The organism is Streptomyces sp. NPDC101234 (assembly GCF_044767525.1).
In the GTDB taxonomy this organism is placed as follows: Bacteria; Actinomycetota; Actinomycetes; order Streptomycetales; family Streptomycetaceae; genus Streptomyces; species Streptomyces sasae.
The window spans coordinates 72146-95600 of the sequence record NZ_JBIWOA010000040.1 but is presented as its reverse complement, the minus strand read 5'-3'; the positions used below and the strand labels follow the sequence as shown (position 1 = coordinate 95600).

General features: G+C 73.6%; 11 protein-coding genes and 4 pseudogenes. 10 read left to right on the top strand and 5 right to left on the bottom strand.

Annotation, left to right across the window (positions count from 1 at the left end):
- Window positions 1-31 precede the first annotated feature (31 nt).
- Entirely contained in the window at window positions 32-1027 is a 996-nt protein-coding gene (locus tag ACIRR9_RS45955; RefSeq protein WP_403765046.1) for a hypothetical protein, read from the bottom strand.
- 34 nt (window positions 1028-1061) lie between these two features.
- Here ACIRR9_RS45955 and ACIRR9_RS45950 point away from each other — a divergent pair.
- Both ACIRR9_RS45950 and ACIRR9_RS45945 read left to right on the top strand, forming a co-directional pair.
- A pseudogene (locus tag ACIRR9_RS45950) lies at window positions 1062-1226 on the top strand (transposase); the annotation flags it as partial.
- 316 nt (window positions 1227-1542) lie between these two features.
- Complete coding sequence (locus ACIRR9_RS45945) at window positions 1543-2244, top strand: G1 family glutamic endopeptidase (protein ID WP_403765044.1); 702 nt, start codon at window positions 1543-1545, stop codon at window positions 2242-2244.
- 50 nt (window positions 2245-2294) lie between these two features.
- Here ACIRR9_RS45945 and ACIRR9_RS45940 read toward each other — a convergent pair.
- Window positions 2295-2536: pseudogene (locus ACIRR9_RS45940) on the bottom strand (dipeptidase); the annotation flags it as partial.
- A 513-nt stretch (window positions 2537-3049) separates the two neighbouring features.
- Between ACIRR9_RS45940 and ACIRR9_RS45935 the strand changes: the two are divergent.
- Entirely contained in the window at window positions 3050-4012 is a 963-nt protein-coding gene (locus tag ACIRR9_RS45935; RefSeq protein WP_403765042.1) for an ADP-ribosylglycohydrolase family protein, read from the top strand.
- 16 nt (window positions 4013-4028) lie between these two features.
- Here ACIRR9_RS45935 and ACIRR9_RS45930 read toward each other — a convergent pair.
- A pseudogene (locus tag ACIRR9_RS45930) lies at window positions 4029-4343 on the bottom strand (transposase); the annotation flags it as partial.
- A 134-nt stretch (window positions 4344-4477) separates the two neighbouring features.
- Window positions 4478-4687, bottom strand: a pseudogene (locus ACIRR9_RS45925) (transposase); the annotation flags it as partial.
- Window positions 4688-5185: 498 nt separating this feature from the next.
- On the opposite strand from ACIRR9_RS45925, the gene ACIRR9_RS45920 reads away from it, so the two are divergent.
- Entirely contained in the window at window positions 5186-6394 is a 1209-nt protein-coding gene (locus ACIRR9_RS45920) for an aminotransferase (protein ID WP_403765041.1), read from the top strand.
- Here ACIRR9_RS45920 and vioC read toward each other — a convergent pair.
- Window positions 6384-7412 (bottom strand): arginine beta-hydroxylase, Fe(II)/alpha-ketoglutarate-dependent, encoded by a 1029-nt coding sequence (gene vioC, locus ACIRR9_RS45915; protein WP_403765039.1) that lies wholly within the window; start codon window positions 7410-7412, stop codon window positions 6384-6386. The two genes, ACIRR9_RS45920 and vioC, sit on opposite strands and share 11 nt — an antisense overlap.
- 231 nt (window positions 7413-7643) lie before the next feature.
- Here vioC and ACIRR9_RS45910 point away from each other — a divergent pair, with 231 nt between their 5' ends.
- From ACIRR9_RS45910 to ACIRR9_RS45885, 6 genes are all read left to right on the top strand, one after another.
- A complete protein-coding gene (locus tag ACIRR9_RS45910) occupies window positions 7644-8789 on the top strand; it encodes an aminotransferase class I/II-fold pyridoxal phosphate-dependent enzyme (RefSeq protein WP_403765037.1) in 1146 nt (381 codons plus the stop codon).
- A gap of 97 nt (window positions 8790-8886) precedes the next feature.
- Window positions 8887-10251: an MFS transporter gene (locus ACIRR9_RS45905; RefSeq protein WP_403765036.1), complete on the top strand. Its 1365-nt coding sequence runs from the start codon at window positions 8887-8889 to the stop codon at window positions 10249-10251.
- A gap of 20 nt (window positions 10252-10271) precedes the next feature.
- Complete coding sequence (locus tag ACIRR9_RS45900; RefSeq protein WP_403765034.1) at window positions 10272-13949, top strand: amino acid adenylation domain-containing protein; 3678 nt, start codon at window positions 10272-10274, stop codon at window positions 13947-13949.
- Entirely contained in the window at window positions 13940-15004 is a 1065-nt protein-coding gene (locus tag ACIRR9_RS45895; RefSeq protein ID WP_403765032.1) for a MupA/Atu3671 family FMN-dependent luciferase-like monooxygenase, read from the top strand. Before ACIRR9_RS45900 ends, ACIRR9_RS45895 begins: the two co-directional genes overlap by 10 nt.
- Window positions 15001-19566 (top strand): amino acid adenylation domain-containing protein, encoded by a 4566-nt coding sequence (locus ACIRR9_RS45890; protein WP_403765030.1) that lies wholly within the window; start codon window positions 15001-15003, stop codon window positions 19564-19566. The genes ACIRR9_RS45895 and ACIRR9_RS45890 overlap by 4 nt, the downstream gene beginning before the upstream one ends.
- On the top strand, window positions 19563-23438 hold the full coding sequence (locus tag ACIRR9_RS45885) for an amino acid adenylation domain-containing protein (RefSeq protein ID WP_403765028.1): 3876 nt from the start codon (window positions 19563-19565) through the stop codon (window positions 23436-23438). Before ACIRR9_RS45890 ends, ACIRR9_RS45885 begins: the two co-directional genes overlap by 4 nt.
- Window positions 23439-23455 lie beyond the last annotated feature (17 nt).

The window sequence follows — 23455 nt, the reverse complement described above, 5'->3', positions numbered from 1 at the left end:
TGTCGGGCCCCCGCCGTAGAAGCGGTCACGGTCAGCCGGCTACGACGTCGCGGAGTTCCCGTACGGCGCGTTCGTGGTGGTGCTGGGCGGGGATCGCCTCGTACAGGTCCAGGGCGCGGCGGCGGACCAGGCCGGTGCGGTAGTCCGCGGGCAGCGCCGTCAGGGCGTCGACCGTACGGCGGCACGCCTGCTCGGTGTCGCCGTCGTGATGGGCACAAGCGGCGGCGTCGATGTTCAGCAGGGTCCGCGTCATGGTGCTGGTCGGCGCGGACAGTTCCAGGGCGCGCTGCTGGCTCTCCCGGGCGCGGCGGGCGTCTCCGAGGGTGGTGAAGGCGTGGCTGAGGTGGACGTGGTGCTTCTGCTCGCCGTACGTCAGCCAGGTGTCCGACCGCTCGGAGGCGGGGAGCCGGTTCATGAGGGCGTCGGCGGCGGTGAGCGCCTGGCGGGCCTGTTCGTTCTGGTGGTTGAGGGCGTAGGCGCGGGCGGCGACGGCGGCTGCCAGTACCGCGGCGGCGGTCGGCCGGGTGCCGGCCGTCTGCCGGGCCTGGTCGGCGAGTTGGGCCGCCGCTTTCTGGGCGCCGTAGTTGAGCGGCACCATCGCTTCCCGGGCGAGGACCCAGGCACGCAGGTGGGGGTCGCCGGATTCGGCGGCGGCCCGGGCGGCGGTGGCGAACCAGGCGCGGGACTCGCGGCGGCTGCCCAGGTCGTGCAGGACGATCGCGGTCATCCCGGCCATCTGCCCGGCCGTCCGGCACAGCCGTGCCCTGACCGGGGCGGGCTGAGGGATGGTGAGGAGCGGGCGCAGGGTCGTGAAGTCGGTGACCAGGTCGGCCAGGACGCGGGTGGGTGCCTGGCCGTGGTAGCCGTATCCGTAGCTCTCGGCTGCGGCCTCGAGGTCGGCCAGGTCCTGGGGAGTGTCGGGGGAGAGGGTCTGGTCGACGTCGGTCCGGGCGGCGGTGAGCGCGGCGAGGGCCGGAGCGGTGAGGCCGGCGGCCAGCGCGCCACGCAGCAGGTTGCGGCGCTTCATCGGATCTTCTCCATGGTCGGGCTCCGTGCTGTGAACGGCGGTGTCCTCCCGGGGTTCCGCCCGCGCGATGGCCTGGGACCGCATCCATCCCCGCCTGACCACCCGCTCCGCTTGGATCGACCACACTGGCGAACTCCCCATCATCGAAGGCACGCTGATCCGTCTCCAGGTCGACCGCCTGCCCGGCGAGGACCAGCCGTCGACGAACGCGGCGGCCTTGTACGGGCCGTTCATGCTTGCGGCGCGAGCGACTTCAGACCGTGTCCCGGGGCGACAATCTGATCCTCGGGGACCAACTCCGGAACTGGGCTGAGGAACTGCGGCGCCGCTGACGGTGCACGGCACGATGAGCAGGTGCGGGGAGAGCCGGGGAGGCCGGCGGTGGAAGCATGACGGCTCCTGACGAAGGGTGGTCGCGAGCGGGGTTGGGACGGAAGGATGGCAGACCCGGCGGCGGGAGCCGACCGCTGCTGGGCCCTTCGACCCTCCCAGGGAGCACCCCCTTGTTAAGACGCATGTGCATCTTCCTCGCCTCGCTCGTCCTGGCCGCCGCGTCCGTGCTGTTCTCGGCGAGCGCCGCCGGCGCGGCCCCCGTGCTGAGCGCCGACTGGTCCGGGTACGCCGCCGTCGGCTCCTACGACCTCGTCCAGGCCACGTGGGTGGTGCCGGCGGTCACCTGCGCCTTTGGCAGTCAGTACTCCAGCGTCTGGGTGGGCCTGGGCGGCTACAGCAGCAGCACGGTCGAGCAGATCGGCACCGAGGCCGACTGCTCGAACGGCACCCCGGTGTACTACGCCTGGTACCAGTTCTACCCGGATCAGCGGCACACCTTCAGCGAACCCGTCCACCCTGGCGACGAGCTGACCGCCTTCTCGGCCTACAACGCCGTCCAGAAGAACTACGACATGGGGATCCTGGACTACACCGGGTACTGGAGGGAGCTCCCGGTCGGCGCGGCCTCGGTCCCGCCGCCCAGTTCCGCCGAGGTCATCGTGGGGCTGCCCCCCTGTGACAGCGGCTGCATCCCGCCGCTGGCGAACTTCGGCACCGTCTCCATCACTGATGCCCTGGTCAACGCCGCCCCGCTGGGCAACGCCAATTGGTCGCAGATCATCATGACCACCGGCACGAGGGGCCAGAAGAAGGACACCGTCAGTGCGCTGAGCACCAGCATCACCGGCAGCGACTTCAGCGCCACCTGGGTCAGCGCCGGCTAGGCCAGAACCCGCTGATGGCATGAGACCCCCAGTGACCCGAGCCGCCCGGTTCAGTGGGCCGCGTAGTTGTAGAGGAACAGTGCCTGCGCGACCGACAGCCGCTCCAGTTCCTGGGGGAGACGCTCTCGTCGACGGCGTGGATCCGGGCCTGCGGATCGCTCACGCCGATCGGCAGGATCTCCGCGTGCGGGTACGGCGATGCGAGGGTGCCGCACGGCGGGGTGGCCCCGCTCTGGCCGGCGTGCCGCATCTCCTGGCCCGAATGGGCGACCGCCATCGCCTCGGGCATCGCTGTCCTCATCTGGTCGGCCAGGCCGGCTGGGTTACGGGGGCGGCCGGGCACGGCGTCCGGCAGGAGAAGGCGGCGGTGGCGCTGCGGGGGCGGCGTTTCGTGGAGTTGACTGATCTGCTGGTCGAGCAGGGTGGCCGGCGCCGGCGGGAGCAGCACGGGGTGGCGAGGCAGACGGTTTCGGCGTCGTGGTGGAACTTGCGCTGCCGCGGCTCGGCTGTTGCTGGCTACGACAGGTCGGGACATGCCGGGCAGCGGGGAAGACCATAGGCTGAGGAAGCTCGGGGTCTGCCGTGGAGGTCTGTGATGCCCCGGAGCATCTGGTCAGGTGCGATCAGCTTTGGCCTGGTCACTTCTGTGAACTACGAGATGAGGCCGACAACCGAGGATCGGTCGTCGGCCCCTTCAGAGCTCAGAGTTCCTTCACGTCGCTTGTGCAGGCGACGATCTGGTTCGGGGGGCCGAAGAAGGAATGGGTTCTCGCGGATGTCGACGCAACGCCGGTAACCTGCGCGAATGAAGCGGATTCAGCGGGCCGCTGGCGCGGTTGTCGGCTCAGCAGTGGGTGACGCTCTGGGCGGCCCCTTCGAGTTCGGTCCCCAGGGCGCATTTTCCGCGCGGTTTCCCGTGCCTGGTGCCGGTGGCGAGATGTGCGGAGGTGGTGGCTGGGACCCCGGCGAGGCCACTGACGACACACAGATGGCCGTCCTGGTCGCGGAGTCGCTGCTGGAGCGGGGCGGGCTGGATCTGCCGGACATCTTCGCCCGCTTCCAGCGGTGGGCGGCATCAGAGCCGAAGGACATCGGCTTGCAGACCGAGGACGTCCTGACCAACGGCATGCCCTGGGACCTCGCCGCCGCGATCCACTTCCAGGTCAACCAACGAGCAGCGGGAAACGGCTCCTTGATGCGGGCGTCGACCTCCGCAGTCCACTTCGCTCCCGCCGGCCGGGAAGCCACCATGGACGCGGCCCGCCGTATCGCTGCCCTCACCCATGGGGATCGCGCGGCATGGGAAGGCACCGCGATCTTCCACGAGCTCATCCGTGTCACCTTCGAGGACATCGACCCCCTCGCCGCGCTCCCGGACGTGCTGGCTCTTGTCCACCCCGACCACCGCGGCCGCTACGACACCGTCCTCGCGCCCGACTGGCACCCTGATCAGGCGACCGAGTTCAACGGTGCCGTCTGGCCCTGTCTGGGCTCCGCCGTCTGGGCCCTGCGCACCACCGACAGCTTCGAAGACGCGATACGTGCGGCGATCGACCTGGGCGGCGACACGGACACCGTCGCCGCGGTGACCGGAGGCCTCGCGGGGGCGTATTACGGGCTGGACGCGATCCCCGCCCACTGGACCAGGCCGCTCCAGGTCCCCCTCCCAGGATTCGACGGACGAGTGCTGTACCTGCCCGACCTGCTCCACCTTGCACACCGCCTCGGAGAGGGGCTGGGTTCGGTCAAGATTTCCGTGACGGGGTGACGGAGCGTGGTGTCGATCAGGTGAGAAGGACGCGTTTACGGAGTAGTGCGAATCCGGCCCGGCCATACATCTGGCGTTTGAGCATCTTGATCCGGTTGGTGTGGCCTTCGACGGGGCCGGAACTCCAGGACGGCGTCAGGCCCGCGATGACAGCTTCGTGATCGCGCCGGAGGCCGTCGGGGAAAGCGTGCAGAGCGGGCAGGTCATCGGCATGGACGGCGTCTGTCCATGCGGTGAGATCCTCTTCGGCGAGGTCACGGACCATCCGTGCGAAGGCATGTACGTGTCCGCGGGTGGCAGTCAGCTCAGGGCATCGGGCGAGGACTTCGCCCCTGGGCGCCGGGGCTGCACGCCGGTCGTCCGGGTGCGCGGCCGGGGTTCCGGTCGGGTATCGATGGTCGGCATGACCTGCTGCAAGCCCAGCCGGAGGTCCCGGCTGTTCTACTCGGTCCGGAACTGATCGTTTCAGAATGCGGTTCGGAGGCGGCGGAGGCATATGAGGCTGCAAGCCAGTTCGAGCAGGCCCTGGTGGAGATCAGCGCGTGGTTCGTAGCGGGTGCGGAGCCGTTTGAACTGGTGCAGCCAGGCGAAGGCACGTTCGACCACCCGGCGGACCTTGCCCGGTTCGGAGCCGAGGGCGACGCCGCGTCGGGCGATCACGGGCTTGATGCCGCGCTTCCACAACGGACACGGCAACATCGCGGCCGCTCTACGGCATCACGGGCGCGACAGCGACCGTCCCGTCGGCCTGCTCCTGGCAATGTGATCAACAACTTGGCCGGGGCCCTGCTGCGTGGTGCGGGCGGTTCGGTCTGTGCTGGCCGGGGACGGGGCTGGCGGATCGCGTCTGTGGCCGGGCCGAAGAGGAGCAGGGGCGTCTGTCGGGGGGGTGTTTGTGTGCTGGGCGGGCGGGCGGGCCGTGGTTTCCGTCGGTCGGGCTTGTTCTGGAGTGCGGTCGTTGCGGAGTGGTTGCCCGTGACTGCTGCCGGTCGTCTGGGTGTGCGTGTGGCCCGACCTTCTTGAACGGGTGATGTGTCGGCGGGGTCGTAGGAGCATGCGGTCACTGATCGGTGGCTTGTGTGTGGGGTGGTGGTGGGGGGTGTTGTGGGTGTCCCTGGAATGGGTGAGTGGTCGTGGGTGTGCTGGGCGGGAAGGCTCCGCGGGTAGTGACGAATGGAGTGTTCCGTGCGATTCAATGCCCGTGTGTGCAAGGAAACGGATTCGCCGATCGGTCTGGCGTACGGTCTCCTGGGCCGTCGTGCCGGTGACCGTCCGTTGCTGGATCTGGCCCAGGCCGCTCCGCAGTACCCGGCCGCGCCGGAAGTGGTGGCCCATGTCGCCGCCGTCGCCCGGGACGCCCATGGTGCGGACTATGTCGAGCTCGCCGGTCTGCCGAAGCTGCGGGAGTCGTTCGCGGCCGAGCTCGCTGACGCCTACCGGGGGACGGTGCGTGCCGAGCATGTCGTGGTCACCGCGGGCTGCAACCAGGCGTTCTGTCTTGCGGTGTCGGCGCTGGCGGGGCCCGGTGACGAGGTCGTCCTGGTCCTGCCCTACTACTTCAACCACGACATGTGGCTGCGTATGAACGGGATCCGGCCCCGCTATCTGGAACCGGGTCCGGACCTGCTGCCCTCGCCGGCGGCCTGTGAGCGTCTGATCAGCGACCGGGTCCGGGCGGTGCTCCTGGTGACACCGGGCAATCCCAGCGGGGTGGTCCTGCCGCCCGGGCTGATCGCCGAGTTCGCGGCGCTTGCCGACCGCCACGGCATCGCGTTGATCCTCGACGAGACCTACCGGACCTTCCGCGGCGACACGGAGCCGGCGCACCGGCTCTTGTGCGACCGGGACCTGGAACGCGGTGTGATCAGCCTGCACAGTTTCTCCAAGGACCTGGCCCTGCCCGGCTACCGGGTGGGAGCGGTCGTGGGGTCTTTCGAGCTCAACCGCCAGATCATGAAGTTGCTGGACTGCGTCGCCATCTGTGCTCCCCGGATCGGCCAGGAGGCGGCCTGGGCCGGCCTGACCCGGGCCGCGGACTGGCGGGCGCGGCGGGCGGCGGAGGTCGCCGTGAAGCAGGCCCGGTTCGAGGCCGTCATGGCGGACCGCCCGGGCGGCTTCGAGCTGCTCTCCTGCGGCGGTTTCTTCGGGTGGGTGCGGCACCCGTTCACCGGGCGCGCCACGCAGGACGTCGTCCGTGATCTCGTGCTGAGGCACGACACCCTGGTCATTCCCGGTACGGCCTTCCTGCCCGAGGACCGCGGGACCTTCCGGGTGAGCTTCAGCAACGTCGAGGAGGCGGCCTTCGCCGATCTGGCCGTGCGGTTGGGTGCCGCCGGCACGGCTGTGGGGGCCGGCCGGCCCGGTGCCTGGCTCAGTAGATGATCCGGTCGGCCGCGGCGGGCCGCCAGGCCCGCGAGCCGCGGATGTTCCGGGTGATGTTCAACCGCTTGAGCCAGCGGTCCGACCCGTCGTAGCGTGGCCGGAACGACTTCCGGCCGTGCACGGCGCGGAAATTGTCGATGAAAGCGATGTCGCCGGGCCGCAGAATCACGTCCCGCATGTTCTTCTCTATCTGGTCGCACAGATCACGGAACGCGTTCAGCGACCGTTTCGTCCAGTCGTCATGTTTCATGTGGTAGGGGTCGAGCGCCATGTACGGGTCGTGGCGGTCGCCGAAAAGGACCGGGCGTTTCACGGGATTCTCGTTCCAGGACCGGATGAGCGCGAAACTCCGTGCGCGCAGCCGGTCCTGAACCGGATTCCCGGTCGACTGCGCGGTGTTCTGCGGCAGATGTGAATTGTCGGGCATCTGTGTGAACTCCGCCTCGAGCAGGGCGGTCACGTCGAGTGCGTCCCAGTCCAGGTCGCCGGCGTCGCACACCACCGTCTCGGCGAGATCGGGGTTCTTCAGGCACATCAGGGCGACATAGTCGCCCCGGCAGGGGTGGAAGGCGTCCTCGGTGTGCCAGGACAGGTGCTGCAGACTGTTGGAGCCCAGTTCGTAGTGTTCGTGTCCCTTGATCGGCAGTACGTCGTGCATGATCCGGCCGTCCTGCTGGGTGGACCAGCCGAACACGTCGCCCAGCCGTGCCGCGCACAGCAGGAAGAAGATCTCCTGGGGCAGCGCCGTCGATGCCGCCTCGGTGTTCCGCCAGTGTTCCGGGGTGGGGCCGAGCGTCCTGTCGTCCACGTCGAGACCGGACACCAGGCACACGGCCGACGGCTCGGTGCTGCGGAACTCCTCCAGGAATTCCAGCAGCCGGGAGGGCAGCGAACAGGCCAGCACCGGCGCCCGCCGGATCAGCTCGGGATTCTCGATCGTGGCGAAGGTCCCCGCGAGTTCGGTGAGCAGCGGAGCCAGGGCGGTGTTGTCCTTTGCCGTGAGTGTCAGCTGATGCATGGTGTGCTCTCCTCGAAACGGTCCGTGCCAGGGCGGTCTCGCTCTTCCGGTCGGATCACGCAGTCTAGAAGCGATCATTCGCGCTATTCGGTCCCCGTTAGATGGGACAGGTCGAAAGCCGTGCCGACGACCTAGCGTTCATGCCGTTGCACTGCAGATGAGGTCGATCCGTGCCGCCTCCTGTTTCGGTGTGCGGTGACGTCTGAGCGGCTACAAGGGGCTGATGAATCGATGAGTGACGTTGTCAATCTGACGACGATGGAGGTCGACGCGCTAACCGATGCCGACGGCGGACTGAACCTCACCGACGGCCATGCCCGCCTTGGTCTGACGGCGGAGCAGGCGGCGATCGTCGCCGGTATTCCGGAGATGTTCGCGGAGGCGTCGTGCCGCCCGTTCAAGGACATCGAGCGTGAAGCGCACACGGCATTTCTGCATGCGGTCGGTCAGTACAGCGCGCCCATCGGAACAGGCAGGATCTTCAGCTGTTACTCGTCGACGCTGGCCACCGACATCGTGGCCCGCGCGCTGCCGGCCGGTGCGACCATCGCGGTACTGCACCCGACCTTCGACAACATCGCGGACCTGTTCACCACCCGCGGTCTGAACCTCGTTCCGATGTCCGAGCAGGCGCTGATGAACAAGGACTGGCCAGGAGCGCCGGTCAGCGCCGTCGTGGTGACGCATCCCAACAACCCGACCGGTCTGGTGACCCCCCGCGGACATCTGCGCTCCCTGGCCGAGCACGCCGCCCGCAACGGACAGACCGTCATCATCGACGCGAGCTTCCGCGGCCAGGTCCCCGACGCCCAGTACGACACCTACGAGGTGCTGGAAGCCGCCGGTGCCGACTGGATCGTCATCGAGGACACCGGCAAGCTGTGGCCGACCCACGAACTGAAGATCGGCATGCTGGCGTTCAGCGAGCGCACCCGCTACCCGCTGTACCGGGCGTTCTCCGAGTCGCTGCTCGCCGCGTCGCCGGTGGTGCTTCGCCTCGTCACCGAGCTGGCCGGCGACTGGGTGGCGGGCGGCCGGGAACGCGCCCGCGACATGGTGGAGCGCAACCGTACGGTCGTCCGGGAGGCGATCGAGGCGGTGGGCCTCGAACTGGCCGACCCCCTCTCGCAGATCAGCGTCGCCCGGATCGCTCTGCCGCAGGACGGGCCGGGCTCCGGGGAGCTCTACCAGAAGCTGGTCGCGCACGGGGTCCACGTGCTGCCGTGCGCCCCCTTCCACTGGGCCGACCCGAAGAGCGGCGAGCGCTTCATCCGTATCTCCCTGGCCCGGCCGCACGACACCGTCCTGAAGGGGGCGCAGAAGCTCGCGCAGGCCTTCGCGGAGCTCTCGGCCGACGAGGACGCGCTGGTCGCATGAGCGTCGGCGGGTCCCCGGCCGGTTTCTCGGCGGACCGGGCGGGGGCCCGCCGCACGCAGGTCCCGACTCCGTACGACGAGAAGGCGATGGACATCTGATGCGCACTGCCGGCAGGCAGACCTCCGAGCCGTCCGCGGCCCCCGCCCCCACCTCGGGGCTCGGCCCGTTCGGCCTGATCTGGGCAGGACACCTGCTGTCCCTGGTCGGCAGCTCGGTGCTGCGCTTCGGGCTGGTCGTCCAGGCCTGGGGCGAGGGCCGGCAGGCCACCGACGTCGTCGTGCTGTCGTTGTGCGCGCTGCTTCCGCAGATCGCGTTCAGTCCGATGGCCGGGGCCCTGGTGGACCGGCTTCCCAAGCGCCGTGCCCTCCAGCTCGCCGACCTGGGCGGCCTGTTGTCCGTCACGGTGCTGGCCGTCGCCCATGCCCTCGGCGCCCTGGACCTGCGGCTGGTGTACGTCGCGGTGGCCGGCATGGGCACGGCCGCCGCGTTCCAGTACCCCGCGCTCTCCTCGGCCGTTGTGGTACTGGTGGGCGAGGACCGCCTGCAACGCGCGAACGGCCTGCTGTCCTCCGCGAAGAACAGCGCCGACCTGGGCGGCCCCGTCCTGGGCGGCGCGCTGGTGGCGTTCTCCGGGCTCGGGGTCCTGATCTGGATCGACATGGCCAGCTACGTCCTGGCCCTGGCCGCGGTGCAGTACGCCCGCTTCACGGAACCCGCCCGCCCCCCGGCCGGCCCGGCACGGCCCGGCCGGCTGTTCGCCGAAGCCGGCGCGGGAGTCCGGGAGCTGTGGCGACTTCCCAGTCTGCGTGACCTGACCCTGGTGTTCTTCGTCGTCAACCTGGTGATGATGCTCGGCTTCGCCGCGGTGCAGCCGATGGTGCTGGCGCGCACCGGCAGCAGCGTCGGTGCGCTCGCCGCCGTCAACACCTGCATCGGGGTCGGCGGGGTGGCCGGCGGGCTGCTGCTGGCCGCCTGGGGCGGGCCGCGCAACCGGGTCCGGGGGATGATGCTCGGCATCATCGGGATGTGCCTGAGCGCCCAGGTCGCCATGGCCCTCGCCGACACCGTGCCCGGCTGGTGCCTGTCGATCCTGGTCGGCGCCCTGCTGATGCCGGTGGTCAACTCGGCGATGCAGTCGGTGATCCAGGCCAAGGTGCCGCAGGAGCTCCAGGGCCGGGTCTTCGGCGCCGTGATGTTCGTGTCGCAGATCTCCGTGCCGGTCGCGATGGCGGCCTCCGGCCCGCTCGTCGACCATGTCTTCGAACCCCAGGCCGCCGCGCACAGCGGTTTCGTGCACCTGCTGGCGCCGCTGGTCGGGCAGGGCCGCGGCAGCGGCATGGCGGCCCTGCTGCTGCTCGCCGGGGTCTGCGGCACGGCCGCCGCGCTGTGGGGTCTGTCCCGGCGCACACTGCGCGACATCGACACGCTGCTGCCCGATCTCGTCGCCGACCCGGCGAAGTGAACCGACCGGAAGGGTGAACCATGGCTCACACCCCCGGGACGCCCGAGGCAGGTGCGGCGTCCGCCGGCTCCCGCGAGGAGGACCCGGCCCGCCGCCCGGCGCGGGCCTGCGCACCGGAGCCGGCTGTTCCGCAGATGCCGGGGCCGGCCGCCTCCGCCACCGTGAGCGGTCTCTTCGAGCGCTGGGCGGCCCGCGCCCCGCACGCCGTGGCGCTGGTCTCGGACGGCATCCGGATCGGATACGCAGAGCTGGACGCCCGCGCCGACGAACTGGCCGCGCTGCTGCGGCAACAGGGCGCCGGCCGCGGCGATGTCGTCGGCGTCCTCCTGGAACGCGGAGCGGACATGGTGGTCGCTCTGCTGGCCGTGCTCAAGGCGGGTGCCGGCTACGCCGTGCTCGACCCGGGGCTGCCCGTGGGACGGCTGCGCGCCATGGCCGAGGACGCGCGGGTGCAACTGGTGCTCCACGACCCGCGTACCGTGCCGGCCGGCCCGCTGGGAGCCGGCCCGCTGGGAGCCGGCCTGCTGGGGGCGGGCCCGCGGCTGCTGGCCGTGACCGCAACGCCGCACGCCGGACCAGCGGGCGCGCGCACGGCACTGCCGCGGCCCGAGGACGTCGCCTGCGTCATGTTCACCTCGGGCTCGACGGGCCGGCCCAAGGGCGTCGCCGCCTCCCACCGGGCCGTCACCGCCACCGTGACGGGCCAGCGGTACGCCGAGTTCGGACCCGGGACGGTCTGGCTGCAGTGCAGCCCCGTCTCCTGGGACGCCTTCGTCCTCGAACTGTGGGGCCCGCTGCTGAACGGGGGCACCTGCGTGCTGCACCCCGGCATGCGGCCCGACCCGCTGGAGATCTGCCGGCTGACCCGGCTGCACGGCGTCACCGACATGTATCTCTCCGCCGGGCTCTTCAACGTGATCGTGGACGAGTGCCCGCAGGCCCTCACCGGGGTGCGGCGGCTCACCGTCGGCGGCGAGGCGCTGTCCGCGCGGCACACCCAGGAGGCCCTGCACCGCCACCCGGGACTGCGGCTGCGCAACGGCTACGGCCCGGTCGAGGCAATGGTCTTCCTCACCACGCACCCGGTCGCCGCGGGCGACCGGGCGCCCTCCGTGCCCATCGGACGCCCGCTGGCCGGCAAACAGGTCCGGGTGCTGGACGCACGGCTGCGGCCGGTCGCCGACGGCGTCGCCGGGGAGCTGTACGCGGCGGGCGAGGGCCTCGCCCACGGCTACACGGGCCGGCCCGCGCTCACCGCCGAGCGGTTCGTGCCCGACCCGGACGGTGCCCCGGGTACGCGTATGTACCGCACGGGCGACCTGGTGAAGCGCCGGCCCGACGGGGTCCTGGAGTTCGCCGGGCGGGCCGACGACCAGGTGAAGATCCGGGGTTTCCGGGTGGAGCCGGGCGAGGTCGAGGCCGTACTGGCGGCTCATCCGGCGGTGGAGCGGGCGGTGGTGGCCGCCCGCGCCGACGCCCTGGGCGAACCGCGGCTGGTGGCGTACGTCGTGCCGAACGCGGGCGCCGGCCGGCCGGCCGGCGAGGACGAACTGCGCACCCACGCCCGGCTGACGCTCCCGGACTTCATGGTCCCGGCCGCGTTCGTGACACTGGACGCACTGCCGCTGCTGCCCAGCGGCAAACTCGACCGGACGGCGCTGCCCGCCCCGCCCGCCGCCCGCCCGGCGGCCGACGGCGCCACCCCGCGGACGGACGCCGAGCGGATCCTGTGCGAGCTGTTCGCCGAGGTGCTGCAGTCGCAGGCGGTCGGCGTCCACGACGACTTCTTCGCCCTCGGCGGCCATTCGCTGCGCGCCGCCCGGCTGCTCGGCCGCATCCACGCCGAACTCGGTGCGCAGATCGGCATCCGGGACTTCTTCGCGTCGCCGACCGTCGCCGCACTCGCCGCCAAACTCCCCGCGCACCCCGACCCGGTGGCGCCGCCCGCGCTGCCGCCCCGCCCCGACGCGGTGCCCCTGTCCTTCGCCCAGCGCCGCCTGTGGTTCCTCGACCGCACCGACGCGGGCGCGGCCTACACCGTCCCGGTGCTGGCCCGGATCGACGGCCCGGTGGACGCCGGGGTCCTGGCAAAGGCCATGGCGGCCGTCGCCGTACGCCATGAGCCGCTGCGCACACTGTTCCCGCAGGACCCCGACGGCGAGCCGGTGCAGCAGATCCTCGACGGGCCCGCGGCCCGGCCCCGGCTGCTCCGGCGTACCGTCGTCGAAGCCGGCCTGGAGCGGGCGGTCGCCAAGACGGCCCGCCATCGCTTCGACCTTGCCACCGAACTGCCCTGGCACGCGGTGCTGTTCGACATCGAGGACCGGCCCAACAGCCACGCCCTGCTGCTGGTCGTCCACCACATCGCCGCCGACGGCTGGTCGCTGGCCCCGCTCTTCGCCGACCTGTCCCGGTCCTGTGCCGGCCGCACCCTGCCCCCGCTGTCCTGGCAGTACGCCGACCACGCCGCCGACCAGGCTCGGCGGCTCGGCGACCCGGCCGACCCGCACAGCACGGCGGCCCGGCAACTGGACCACTGGCGGACCCGGCTGCGGGGCCTGCCGGCCGTCCCGGCGATGCCCCGTCGCACCGGGGACCGGGCGCCGGCCGGCGCGGGCCTTGACGCCGGGGCGGTGGTCCGCCGGCTCGACGGCGCCGTCCACAGCCGGCTCACCGACCTGGGCCGGGCGCACGGCGCGACGCTGTTCATGGTGCTGCACGCCGCGCTGGCCGCCGTCCTGGACCGGATGGCGCCGGGCGAGGACATCCCGATCGGCACCCCGGTGGCCTGTCGCGGCGGCGCCGTACCGGCCGACGACGCCGTCGGGTTCTTCGTCAATCTGCTGGTGCTGCGCGCCGGACCGGTCGGCGACGTCTCCGCGGCCGGACTGCTCGCCCGGGTGCGGGCCTGCGACCTCGCCGCCTACGACCACCAGGACGTGCCCTTCGAGCAGGTCGTCGAGGCACTCAACCCACCCCGCCGGCCCGGCCACCATCCCTTCACGGACGTCGTCCTCGCCCTGCAGAACAATGTGCGGGCGGCGCTGCGGCTGCCCGGCGCCGAGACCTCGATCGAGGTGCTGCGCCCCGGCGCGGCCCGTTTCCAGCTCCTCGTCGACGTCACCGAGGACCACACCGAGGACGGCTCGCCGGCCGGCCTGACGGTGACCGTCGAGCACCGGCGCGACGTGTTCGCCGACGAGTCGGCCGAGTGGTTCGCCAACGCGCTGACGGCCCTGCTCACCCTGCTGCCCGACGCGCCCGGGGCCGCGATCCGCAACCTCCCCCTGCCCGCCCCGCCGGCGCCCGCCCCGCCGGCGCCCGCCCCGCCGGCGCACGCCCCGGCCTCCGACCGCCCGGCCTCCGACGCCCCGGCGCAGGGCACCCCGCCGCCGGACACCCTGGTGGGCACGATCGCCGCCGTGTGGTCCGAGGTGCTGCGCGTGGACCGGATCGGTCCGCACGACGACTTCTTCGCCCTCGGCGGGAACTCGCTGCGCGCCGTCCGCGCCGCGGCCCGGCTCGCCACCGCCGGAAAACTGCCGGTCTCCACCGCCCAGCTCTTCGAGCACCCCACCCCCGCCGCCCTGGCCGCCGCCCTGGCCGCCCGGGGCTCCGGCACCCCGGTCCCGGACCGGGCTCCCATCCCGCGGCTGCGCCGCACGCCGCGCAAGGAGGTCCCGCCACCATGGAACTGAGCGTGATGTTCTTCGGCGCGGACCGGGCCGGCCCCGCGGCCGGCCCGCCGGACCACGCGGCCGCGTACGAGGACATCCTCGCCGTCGCACGGGCGGCCGACGAACTCGGCTTCGCCGCCGTCTGGACACCGGAGCGGCACTTCCAGGAGGTCGGCCAGGTCTTTCCCAGCCCGCCCGTGCTCAGCGCCGCGCTCGCCGTGGCCACCGAGCGGATCGCGCTGCGCGGCGGCAGCGTGGTGCTGCCGCTGCACCATCCGCTGCGGGTGGTGGAGGACTGGGCGGTGGTGGACAACCTCTCGCACGGCCGGGCCGGCTTCTCCGTCGCCACCGGCTGGCACTCCGCGGACTTCGTGCTCGCGCCCGGCCACTACGACGACCGGCGGGCCCGCGCGCTGCGGGACATCCCCCTGCTGCGCGGTCTGTGGGCGGGTGAGACGGGCGAGTTCACCGACGGCACCGGCCGGACCGTCGCCGTACGGCCACAGCCCACCCCCGTGCAGCCCACGCTGCCGCTGTGGCTGACCACCTCCGGATCGCCGGCCACCTGGGAGGCCGCGGGGCGGCTGCGCACCGGGGTGCTCGGCGCCACCGTGGGGCACAACCGCACGGACCTGGCAGACCGGATCGCCCGTTACCGCGAGGCCTACCGGGCCGCCCCCGAGCAGCCCGGCACACCCGGCCGCGGCACGGTCACCCTGATGACCCACACCTTCGTCGGCGCCGACGACACGGAGGCACGACGGCTCGTCGAGGCCCCGCTGAAGGCGTACCTGGCCTCCTACGTGCGCCAGAGCACCGCCAACCGCGGGGCCCGACCGGCGGCCGCGCCGCTGGACGGACGGCAGCTGGAACTGCTCACCGAGTTCGCCTTCGAGCGCTACCTCACCTGGGGCAGCCTGCTGGGCTCGGCCGCAACCTGCGCCAAGACGCTCGCCGACCTGCGCGAGCTCGGCTGCGACGAGGTCGCCTGCTTCGTCGACTTCGGTCTCGGCCGGGACCAGATCCTGGACTCGCTGCACCGGCTCGCCGCACTGCGAAAGGACCTCCTGACATGACGTCGTCCCTATCGGCGGCCGACCGCTTCGGCGCGCTCGGCAGCGAGCAGCGGGTGCGGCTGCTGCGCCGGCTGGTGGAAGAGGGCCGGGCGGACGCCGTACCGGCCGTGGTCCCGCCCCGTGCCGGCAGCGGGCCGGTGCCGCTCAGCCCGGCCCAGGAGGACCTGTGGGTCTACGAGTCGCTGTATCCGGGGACCGGGGCGCTCAACCTGTGCTGCGCCTACCACTTCGACGGCCCGGTCGACCCGGACCGGCTCACCGCCGCGCTCACCGTGCTGCAGTCCAACCACGACATCCTGCGCGCCCGGATCTTCGGCGAACCGGGCGCGCTGCGCCTGGACTTCCCCGCCGAGGGGCCCTTCCCGCTGGAGCGGACCGACCTGCGCGGCACCGGCGGCACCTTCACGGACCTGGCCGAGGAGTTCCGCCGCCGCCCCTTTTGGCTGGGCGGCGGACAACGGCTGATCCGGGGGCTGTTCGTCACCCGCGGCGACGGGCGGTCCACCCTGTTGCTGGCCCTGCACCACATCGTCACCGACTGGTGGTCCTTCGACGTCCTGCACACGGAGTTCGCCGACGCCTACCGGGCGGTCCGCGACGGCACCGAGCCGCCCGGGCCGCCCGCGATCCAGTACGCGGACTTCGCCGACTGGCAGCGGGAACTGCAGGAGTCCGGAGTGTTCGACGCCCGGCTGGACTTCTGGGAGCGCTACCTCGCCGACCTGCCCGAACCGCTGCAAGTGCCCGGGGCGTTCGGCACCGGGGCGAACTTCGGCATCGCCCAGCTGCCCTTCCACACGGACGCCCGCACCGCACAGGCGGTACGGGACCTCGCCCGCCGGCACGGCACCACCGTCTACGGCGTGCTGATCTCGGCCTTCGCCGCGTTCGCGGCCCGGCTCGGCGGGCGCCGCGACCTGATCCTCGGCACCCCCACCGCCAACCGCTCGGCCAAGGGCCTGGAGCGGGTCATCGGCTACGTGATGAACGCCGTGCCCACCCGCTGGCGGTTCGGCCCCGGCGAGTCCTTCACCTCCCTGCTCACCCGCTTCGCGGCCGACTTCCCGCAGGTGCTCGGCCACGCCGAGGTGCCCGTCGGCCGGATCGTGGCCCGTACCGCGCCGCGGCGCGACGCCGGGCAGTCACCGCTGTTCCAGTGGGTGTTCATGTACCTGCCGCGTCAGGAGAGCGTCCGCCGGCTGCGGGAGTTCTCCGAGCCCGAACGCATCCACACCGGAGGCGAGCACGACCTCGTCGGCATCGTCCAGGACGCCGACGACGGCTTCGCCGGAACCCTGGAAGTACGCACCGACCGCTACGACCCCGCGGTGGTGCGGCACTGGGCGGCGGGGTTCAGGGCGATGCTGACCAGCCTGGTGACCGACCCCGACGCGCCCCTCACCGCACACCACCCGGTGCCCGCCGGCCACGCCGGGCCGCTCGCGGCGGCCCGGCCCGGACCGGCCCCCCTCACCCTGCCCGGCCTCCTGGCCCGGCAGGCGGCCCGCACCCCCGACGCCCCGGCCCTCGACTCCGGCGACGAGGTACTGAGCTACGCCCAACTGGCCGACCGGGTCGCCCGCCTCGCCGGGCGGCTGCGCGCGCTGGGCGCCGGCCCCGGCCGCATCGTCGCTCTCGCGCTGCCCCGCTCGGCGCAGGCCGTGGTGTCGGCGCTGGCGGTGCAGTACACGGGCGCCGCCCATCTGCCGGTGGACCCGGCCCATCCCGCCGAACGGATCCGGCTCATCCTCCAGGAGGCGGAGCCGGCGGCCCTGATCACCCCCGCCGGCACGGACCGCCCGCCCTACGCGGCGGACGGCCTGCCCGTCCTGCCGCTCGACGGCCGCGCCTACGACGGGGATCCGCTGCCCGCCCGTACCGCCGCCCCCGACGAGGCCGCCTACGTCATCTACACCTCCGGTTCCACCGGCCGGCCCAAGGGCGTCGTGGTCGGCCACCGCGGGGTCGCCGCGCTCGCCGAGGGATTCGCGGCCGGACTCGGCATCGACGCCGCAAGCCGGGTGCTGCAGGCCGGCTCGCCCGCCTTCGACATCTGCCTGGCGGAGCTGGCCATGGCGTTCCACGCCGGCGCCACCCTGGTCGTCCCGCCGCCCGGGCCGCTCGCCGGGGAGGCGCTGGCCGAGGTGCTGCGCGAACGCCGTGTCACCGCCGCCCTGCTGCCTCCCGCCCTGCTCGCCCACACCCCGGCAAAGGACCTGCCGCAACTGCGGACCCTGGCCACCGGGGCCGAGACCTGCCCACCCGGGCTGCCCGCCCGCTGGGCGGCGCACGGGCGCCGGGTCCTCAACGCCTACGGACCGACCGAGGCCACCGTCGGCATCACCCTCTCGGACCCGCTGCCCGGCGACGGCACCAGACCCCCCATCGGCCGGCCCCTGCCCGGCGCGCGCGTCCAGGTCCTCGACCCTCTGCTGCGACCGGCACCGGTCGGCGTCCAGGGCGAGCTGTACCTTTCCGGGGACGGACTGGCCCACGGCTATCTGGGCCGCCCCGGGCAGAGCGCGCAGCGGTTCGTCGCCGATCCGTACGGTCCGCCCGGCAGCCGGATGTACCGCACCGGCGACCTGGCCCGCCTCCGCCCGGACGGCCAGCTGGACTTCCTCGGCCGGGCCGACGACCAGCTGAAGGTGAACGGACTGCGCGTCGAACTGGGGGAGATCGAGGCCCGGCTCGCCGAACACCCCTGCGTGGAGCGGGCGGTGGTGTCCCTGCGGGAGCGCGGACTGGTCGCGCACATCGTGCCGCGCCCGGAGCGGACCGTGGACGGCGACGCCCTGCGGGAGCACGCGGCCGCCCGGCTGCCCGCGGCGATGGTGCCGGCGGCCTACGTCGCGATCGACACGGTCCCGCTCACCCCCTCCGGCAAGATCGACCGGGCGGCACTGCCCGACGCCCCGGCCACGGCACCGGCCGGCCGGCCGGGGCGCGGCGCGGCCACCGCGGACGAGGCCGTGCTGTGCGCCCTGTGCACCGAGCTCCTCGGCGGCCGCGAGGTGTCCGCCGAAGGCGACTTCTTCGCCCTGGGCGGCGACAGCGTCATGGCCATCCAGCTGGCCGGCCGGGCCGCCGCCGAAGGGCTGCGCTTCACCCCCGCCGACGTCTTCACGGCCCGCACCCCCGCCCGGCTCGCGGAGCTGGCCCGCACCGCCGGACCGGCCGCCGCCGACGACGACGGGACCGGGCCGGTGCCGCTCACCCCGTTGATGCACTGGTGGCGTGAGCGGGGCGGCAGCCCGGACACCTTCGCCATGAGCGTGCTGCTGCCCACCCCGCCCGGCACCGACGCGGCCCGGGTCGAGGCCGCACTGGGCCGGCTGCGCGAACGCCATGCGGCCCTGCGGATGCGGCTCGTCCCGGGCGACGGCAACTGGCAGCTGTACGCGCCGCCCGCCGCCGACGCGGGACCCGCGCTGAGCCGCCGGGTGGCCGCGGCGGACCGGCCGCAGGACGCCGTGACCACCGCCGCGCGCGCCGCCGCGGCACAGCCGGACCTCGACCCCGCCGGCGGCCGGATGCTCGACGGCGTCTGGTACGACCGCGGACCGGCCGGCACCGGCCGGCTGTTGCTGACGCTGCACCACCTGGCCGTGGACGGGGTGTCGTTGCGGATCATCGCCGCCGAACTCGCGGAACTGCTGGCCGGCCGGGAACCGGCCACCGCTCCCCGTACGTCCATGCGCCGCTGGGGCGGACTGCTGTACCGCGAGGCCGGCCGCCGCACCGCCGAACTCCCCTGGTGGGAAGCGACACTGAGCCGCCCCGAAGCCCGGCTGACGGACGGCCGGCCGTCAGCCGGACGACGCGTCACGCACACTGTGCGGCTGCCGGCCGCCCTGAGCGACACCCTGCTCGGCGCCCTGCCCGCCGCGTTCCACTGCGGACCCGACGCCGTCCTGCTCACCGCGCTCACCGCGGCCGGTGTGCGCTGGCGCGGCGGCGGACCGGGCCTGCTGGTGGACCTGGAGGGCCACGGCCGCACGGAGTTCACCGACCAGGCCGACGTGTCCGGGACCGTCGGATGGTTCACCACACTGCACCCGGTGCTGCTCGACCTGACCGACGCCGAAGGCTTCTGGTCCGGCGGCGAGTCCGCGGGGCTCGCGCTGAAGGAGGTCAAGGAGCGGCTGCGCAAGACCCCCGGCGGCGGCCTCGGCTGGGGACTGCTGCGCCATCTGAGCCCCGAGGGCACGGCCCGGCTGAGCCCGCTGCCCCACCCGGACCTGCGTTTCAACTACCTCGGCCGGATCCCCGACGGCACCCCGGCCGGTTTCGAACTGCTGGACAGCGCCGGCATGCCGGCCGCCCACACGGTCGAGGTGGACGCCGTCGCCGACGGGACGGGGCTGACGGCGAGCTGGACCTACGACGACGCCACGATCGACGGCGCGCAGGTGCGCCGGCTCGCGCGGCTGTGGTCCGACGCGCTCGGCGTGCTCGCGGACCACGCCTCGGACCGGGAAGCAGGCGGCTTCACCGCCTCCGACTTCCCGCTGGTCGAACTCTCCCAGGACCAGCTCGACCTGCTGCAGGAGGAGCTGTGAGCCGCGCCATAGCCGACATCCTGCCGCTCTCGCCCGCCCAGCAGGGCCTGTTCTTCCACGCCGAGCTGACCGCGGACGGAGTCGACCCCTACCTGGTCCAGGTCCGGTTCGAGCTGACCGGGCCCGTCCGGGTACCCGCGCTGCGCGAGGCCGTGGCCGCGCTGCTGCGCCGCCACCCGAACCTGCGGGCCTGCTTCCGGCACAGGGGACTCGACCAGCCCGTGCAGCTGATCCCGCACCGGGCCGAGGTGCCCTGGCTGGAGGCCGATCTCACCGGCCGTGCCCCCGGCGCGGCCGACGCGGAGCTGGAGCGGCTGCTCGCCGCCGACCGGCTCAGCCGCTTCGACGTCTCCCGGCCGCCCCTGCTGCGCTGTCTGCTGGTACGCCGGGACGACCGCACGGAACTGGTGCTGACGCTCCACCACATACTCCTCGACGGCTGGTCCGTGCCGGTCCTCGCCCAGGAACTGGACACGCTCTACGAGAGCGGCGAGGACGTGCTTGCGGCGGCCGTCCCGTACCGCGACTACCTGAGCTGGCTGCGCGGCCAGGACCCGACCGCGGCACGCGCCGCCTGGCGCGACGCGCTGGCGGGTCTGGCCGCGCCGACACTGCTGGGACCGGGCCGCGGTGCGTTTCGCGGCGGCGCCGTCGCGGACTGCCGCGAGGAACGGCTGTCCGCGCGGCTCAGCACGGCCCTGGCGCGTACCGCCCGGGAGGCGGGGGTCACGCCGGGCACCGTGGCCCAGGTCGCCTGGGCCTTGGTGCTGGCCCGCGGTACCGGCCTGGACGACGTGGTCTTCGGCGGGGTGGTGTCCGGGCGGCCGGCCCAGCTGCCGGGCGTGGAGACCATGGTCGGGCTCTTCCTCAACACCCTGCCGGTACGGGTGCGGCTGCGCCCCGGGGAGCCGACGGGAGACCTGCTGCGGCGGATCCAGCGGGAGCAGCAGAGCCTGACGCCTCATCACACGGCGCGGCTGGTCGACGTGGCCCGGGACGCGGGGGCCGGTGAGCTGTTCGACACCGTCCTGGCCTTCGAGAACTTCCCGCGGGGCGCCCTCGCCCCCGGCGGCCGGCTGCGGCTGGTCGCCACGGCGGACGCCACGCACTATCCGTGGTCGCTCGCGGTGGTGGCCGGTGAGCGCTGGCTGCTGCGGCTCGGCCACCCACCGGACGCCGACGGCGCCGCGCCCCTCGCCCGGCTGACGGCGGCGTTCGAGGCGCTGACCGCCGAAGGCGCCCTCGGACGACCCGCCGATGGGATCGACGTGCTGCCCGAGGGCGAGCGGGAGCGGCTGCTGGCGGCGGGCCGCGGCCGGCGCCGGACGGCGCCCTTGCGGTCCGTCCCGGAGCGGTTCGCGGCCCAGGCCGCCCGGACCCCGGACGCGCCGGCCGTCGAGTCGCCGGACAACACCCTCTCCTACGCCGCGCTGGCAGCGGCCGCCCGGCGGCTGGCCGCCGGGCTGACGGCGGCCGGAGCCGCCCCCGGCGCCCCGGTCGCGCTGCTGCTGCCGAGGTCGGCCGGGCTGGTGACCGCCCAACTGGCCGTGCTGCTGACGGGCGGGTACTACGTACCGCTGGATCCGGCGCACCCCCCGGCCCGGCTGACCGGGCTGCTGCGTGACTGCGGGGCACGGCTCGTGGTGACCGCCGACGGCACCGCACCGCCGTGGCTGCCGGCGGGCGCCCGGGCGGTCGCCGTCACCACGACCGGTGCCGAGGCCGCGCCGGCCCTGCGGCCGCATCCCGACGCGCCCGCCTGCCTGATGTACACCTCGGGCTCCACCGGCGAACCCAAGGGGGTGCTCACTCCGCACCGCGCCGTCGTGGAGCTGGCCGGCGACGAGAGGTTCGCCGCTCACCGCAGGGTGCTCTTCCACAGCGCCCACACCTTCGACGCGGCCACCTACGAGGTGTGGGTGCCCCTGCTGACCGGCGGCACGGTCGTCGTCGGACCCGGCGTCGTGCCCGCGGAGCTGCGCCGGACCCTGGGGCGGCACCGGATCACCGCGCTGTGGCTGACCGCGGAACTCTTCCGCACGGTGGCCGACCTGGCCCCCGGCGCGCTGGCCGGGCTCGACGAGGTGTGGGCCGGCGGCGACGTGGTGCCGCCGCAGGCCGTACGCCAGGTCCTCGCCGTCTGCCCGGACATCGTGGTCGTCAACGGCTACGGGCCCACCGAGACCACCGTGTTCGCCACCGCCCACCGGGTGACCGCCGTGCCGGCCGGGCCGCTGCCCATCGGACGGCCCCTGGACAACACCCGCGCATACGTCCTCGACGGCCGGCTGCGCCCGGCCCCCACCGGTACCACCGGCGAGCTGTATCTCGCGGGCGGTGGGCTGGCCTGCGGCTACCTCGGCCGCCCCGCCGCGACCGCCGCCCGGTTCGTCCCCGACCCCTACGGCCCGCCGGGCACCCGGATGTACCGCACCGGGGACCTCGCCCGGTTCGCCACCGACGGCACGCTGCTCTTCGCGGGACGGGCGGACGCCCAGGTCAAGGTGCGGGGCTTCCGGATCGAACCGGCCGGGGTGGAGGCCGTCCTGCGGGGCGTCGACGGGGTGCGGCAGGCCGTCGTGACGGTCCGGGCCGATCCGGGCGGCGGCAAACGGCTCGCCGCCCATCTGCTGCTGGCCGCCGGCACCACCGTCGACGAGGTGCGCGGCCGGGCCCGGCGGCTGCTGCCGGAGCAGCTGCTGCCGTCGCTGTGGACGCGGCTCGACCGGATCCCGCTCACCGCGCACGGCAAACTCGACCGGGAGGCACTTCCCGAACCGGCCCCGGCTCCCGGCCCGGCGGCGCCCCCCGGCAGCGACCGGGAACGGCTCCTGTGCAAGCTCTTCGCCGAGGTCCTCGACCTGCCGGCGGTCCACGGCGACACGGACTTCTTCGCGGCCGGCGGGCACTCGCTGCTGGGCCTGCGGCTGGCCGCCCGGATCGAGGCGGAGTTCGGCACCCGGATACCGGTGGGCGCGCTGTTCACCGACGCCACCCCGGCCGCCCTCGCCCGGCGGCTGGAGCGGGGCCGCGGGGCGTCGCCGCTGCGCGGCCTCGACCCCGTCCTCACCCTGCGCGAGGGCGACGGCCGGCCCGCCCTGTTCTGCCTGCACTACGGGCTCGGCATGGCCTGGTCGTACGCCACCCTGCTGCCGGGGCTCGACCCCGGACGGCCCGTGCACGCACTGCAGTCCCCACTGCTGAGCGATCCGGCCGCCGCACTGCCGGCCGACATCGCCGAGATCACCGACGACTGCCTCACACGGATCCGCGCCCTGCAGCCGCACGGTCCGTACGCGCTGGCCGGATACTCGTTCGGGGGCATCCTCGCGGCCGAACTGGCAGGCCGGCTGCGCGCCGAGGGCCAGGAGGTGGCCCTCACCGCGGTCCTCGACTGCGTACCGGCGGACCCGGACACCACCGTACCGGCGTGGGACACCGACGAGGTCGACCAGGACACGCTGAAGCAGCTGCTGCTGCACACCGCGCCGACCGAACCGCAGCCGGCCGGCCGGGTGGACGCCGACCGTGTCCTCCTGCGGCTGTCTGCTCCCGACGGCCCGTTCGCGGGCGTCGACCCCCAGCGGCTCGCGGTCCTGCTGCCGCTGCGCGCCCGCCACATCCGCCTCAGCCTCGGCTGGCGCCCGCCCCGCTACGACGGCCGTGTCCTGCTGGTCAGCGCCGGCGACGAACCCGGGCTGCCGCCGACCGCGCAGAAGGCGGCCCGCTGGCGGCGGGCGGTGCGCGAGGTCGAGGTGATGGAGCTGCCCTGCTCGCACGAGCAGGTCCTGGCCCCCCGGTTCGCGCCCCGGGTCGCGGCCGCGATCGAGACGGAACTGCGGGCCCGTCCGGCCGCAGGCGGACGGCCGTGAGCCGCCCGGCGTACCCC

Bases quoted from the DNA above. Each gene is read 5' to 3' on its own strand.
- ACIRR9_RS45955 (WP_403765046.1), bottom strand. From the start codon at position 1,027: ATGAAGCGCCGCAACCTGCTGCGTGGCGCGCTGGCCGCCGGCCTCACC.
- ACIRR9_RS45945 (WP_403765044.1), top strand. From the start codon at position 1,543: ATGTGCATCTTCCTCGCCTCGCTCGTCCTGGCCGCCGCGTCCGTGCTG.
- ACIRR9_RS45935 (WP_403765042.1), top strand. From the start codon at position 3,050: ATGAAGCGGATTCAGCGGGCCGCTGGCGCGGTTGTCGGCTCAGCAGTG.
- ACIRR9_RS45920 (WP_403765041.1), top strand. From the start codon at position 5,186: ATGGAGTGTTCCGTGCGATTCAATGCCCGTGTGTGCAAGGAAACGGAT.
- vioC (WP_403765039.1), bottom strand. From the start codon at position 7,412: ATGCATCAGCTGACACTCACGGCAAAGGACAACACCGCCCTGGCTCCG.
- ACIRR9_RS45910 (WP_403765037.1), top strand. From the start codon at position 7,644: ATGAGTGACGTTGTCAATCTGACGACGATGGAGGTCGACGCGCTAACC.
- ACIRR9_RS45905 (WP_403765036.1), top strand. From the start codon at position 8,887: ATGCGCACTGCCGGCAGGCAGACCTCCGAGCCGTCCGCGGCCCCCGCC.
- ACIRR9_RS45900 (WP_403765034.1), top strand. From the start codon at position 10,272: ATGGCTCACACCCCCGGGACGCCCGAGGCAGGTGCGGCGTCCGCCGGC.
- ACIRR9_RS45895 (WP_403765032.1), top strand. From the start codon at position 13,940: ATGGAACTGAGCGTGATGTTCTTCGGCGCGGACCGGGCCGGCCCCGCG.
- ACIRR9_RS45890 (WP_403765030.1), top strand. From the start codon at position 15,001: ATGACGTCGTCCCTATCGGCGGCCGACCGCTTCGGCGCGCTCGGCAGC.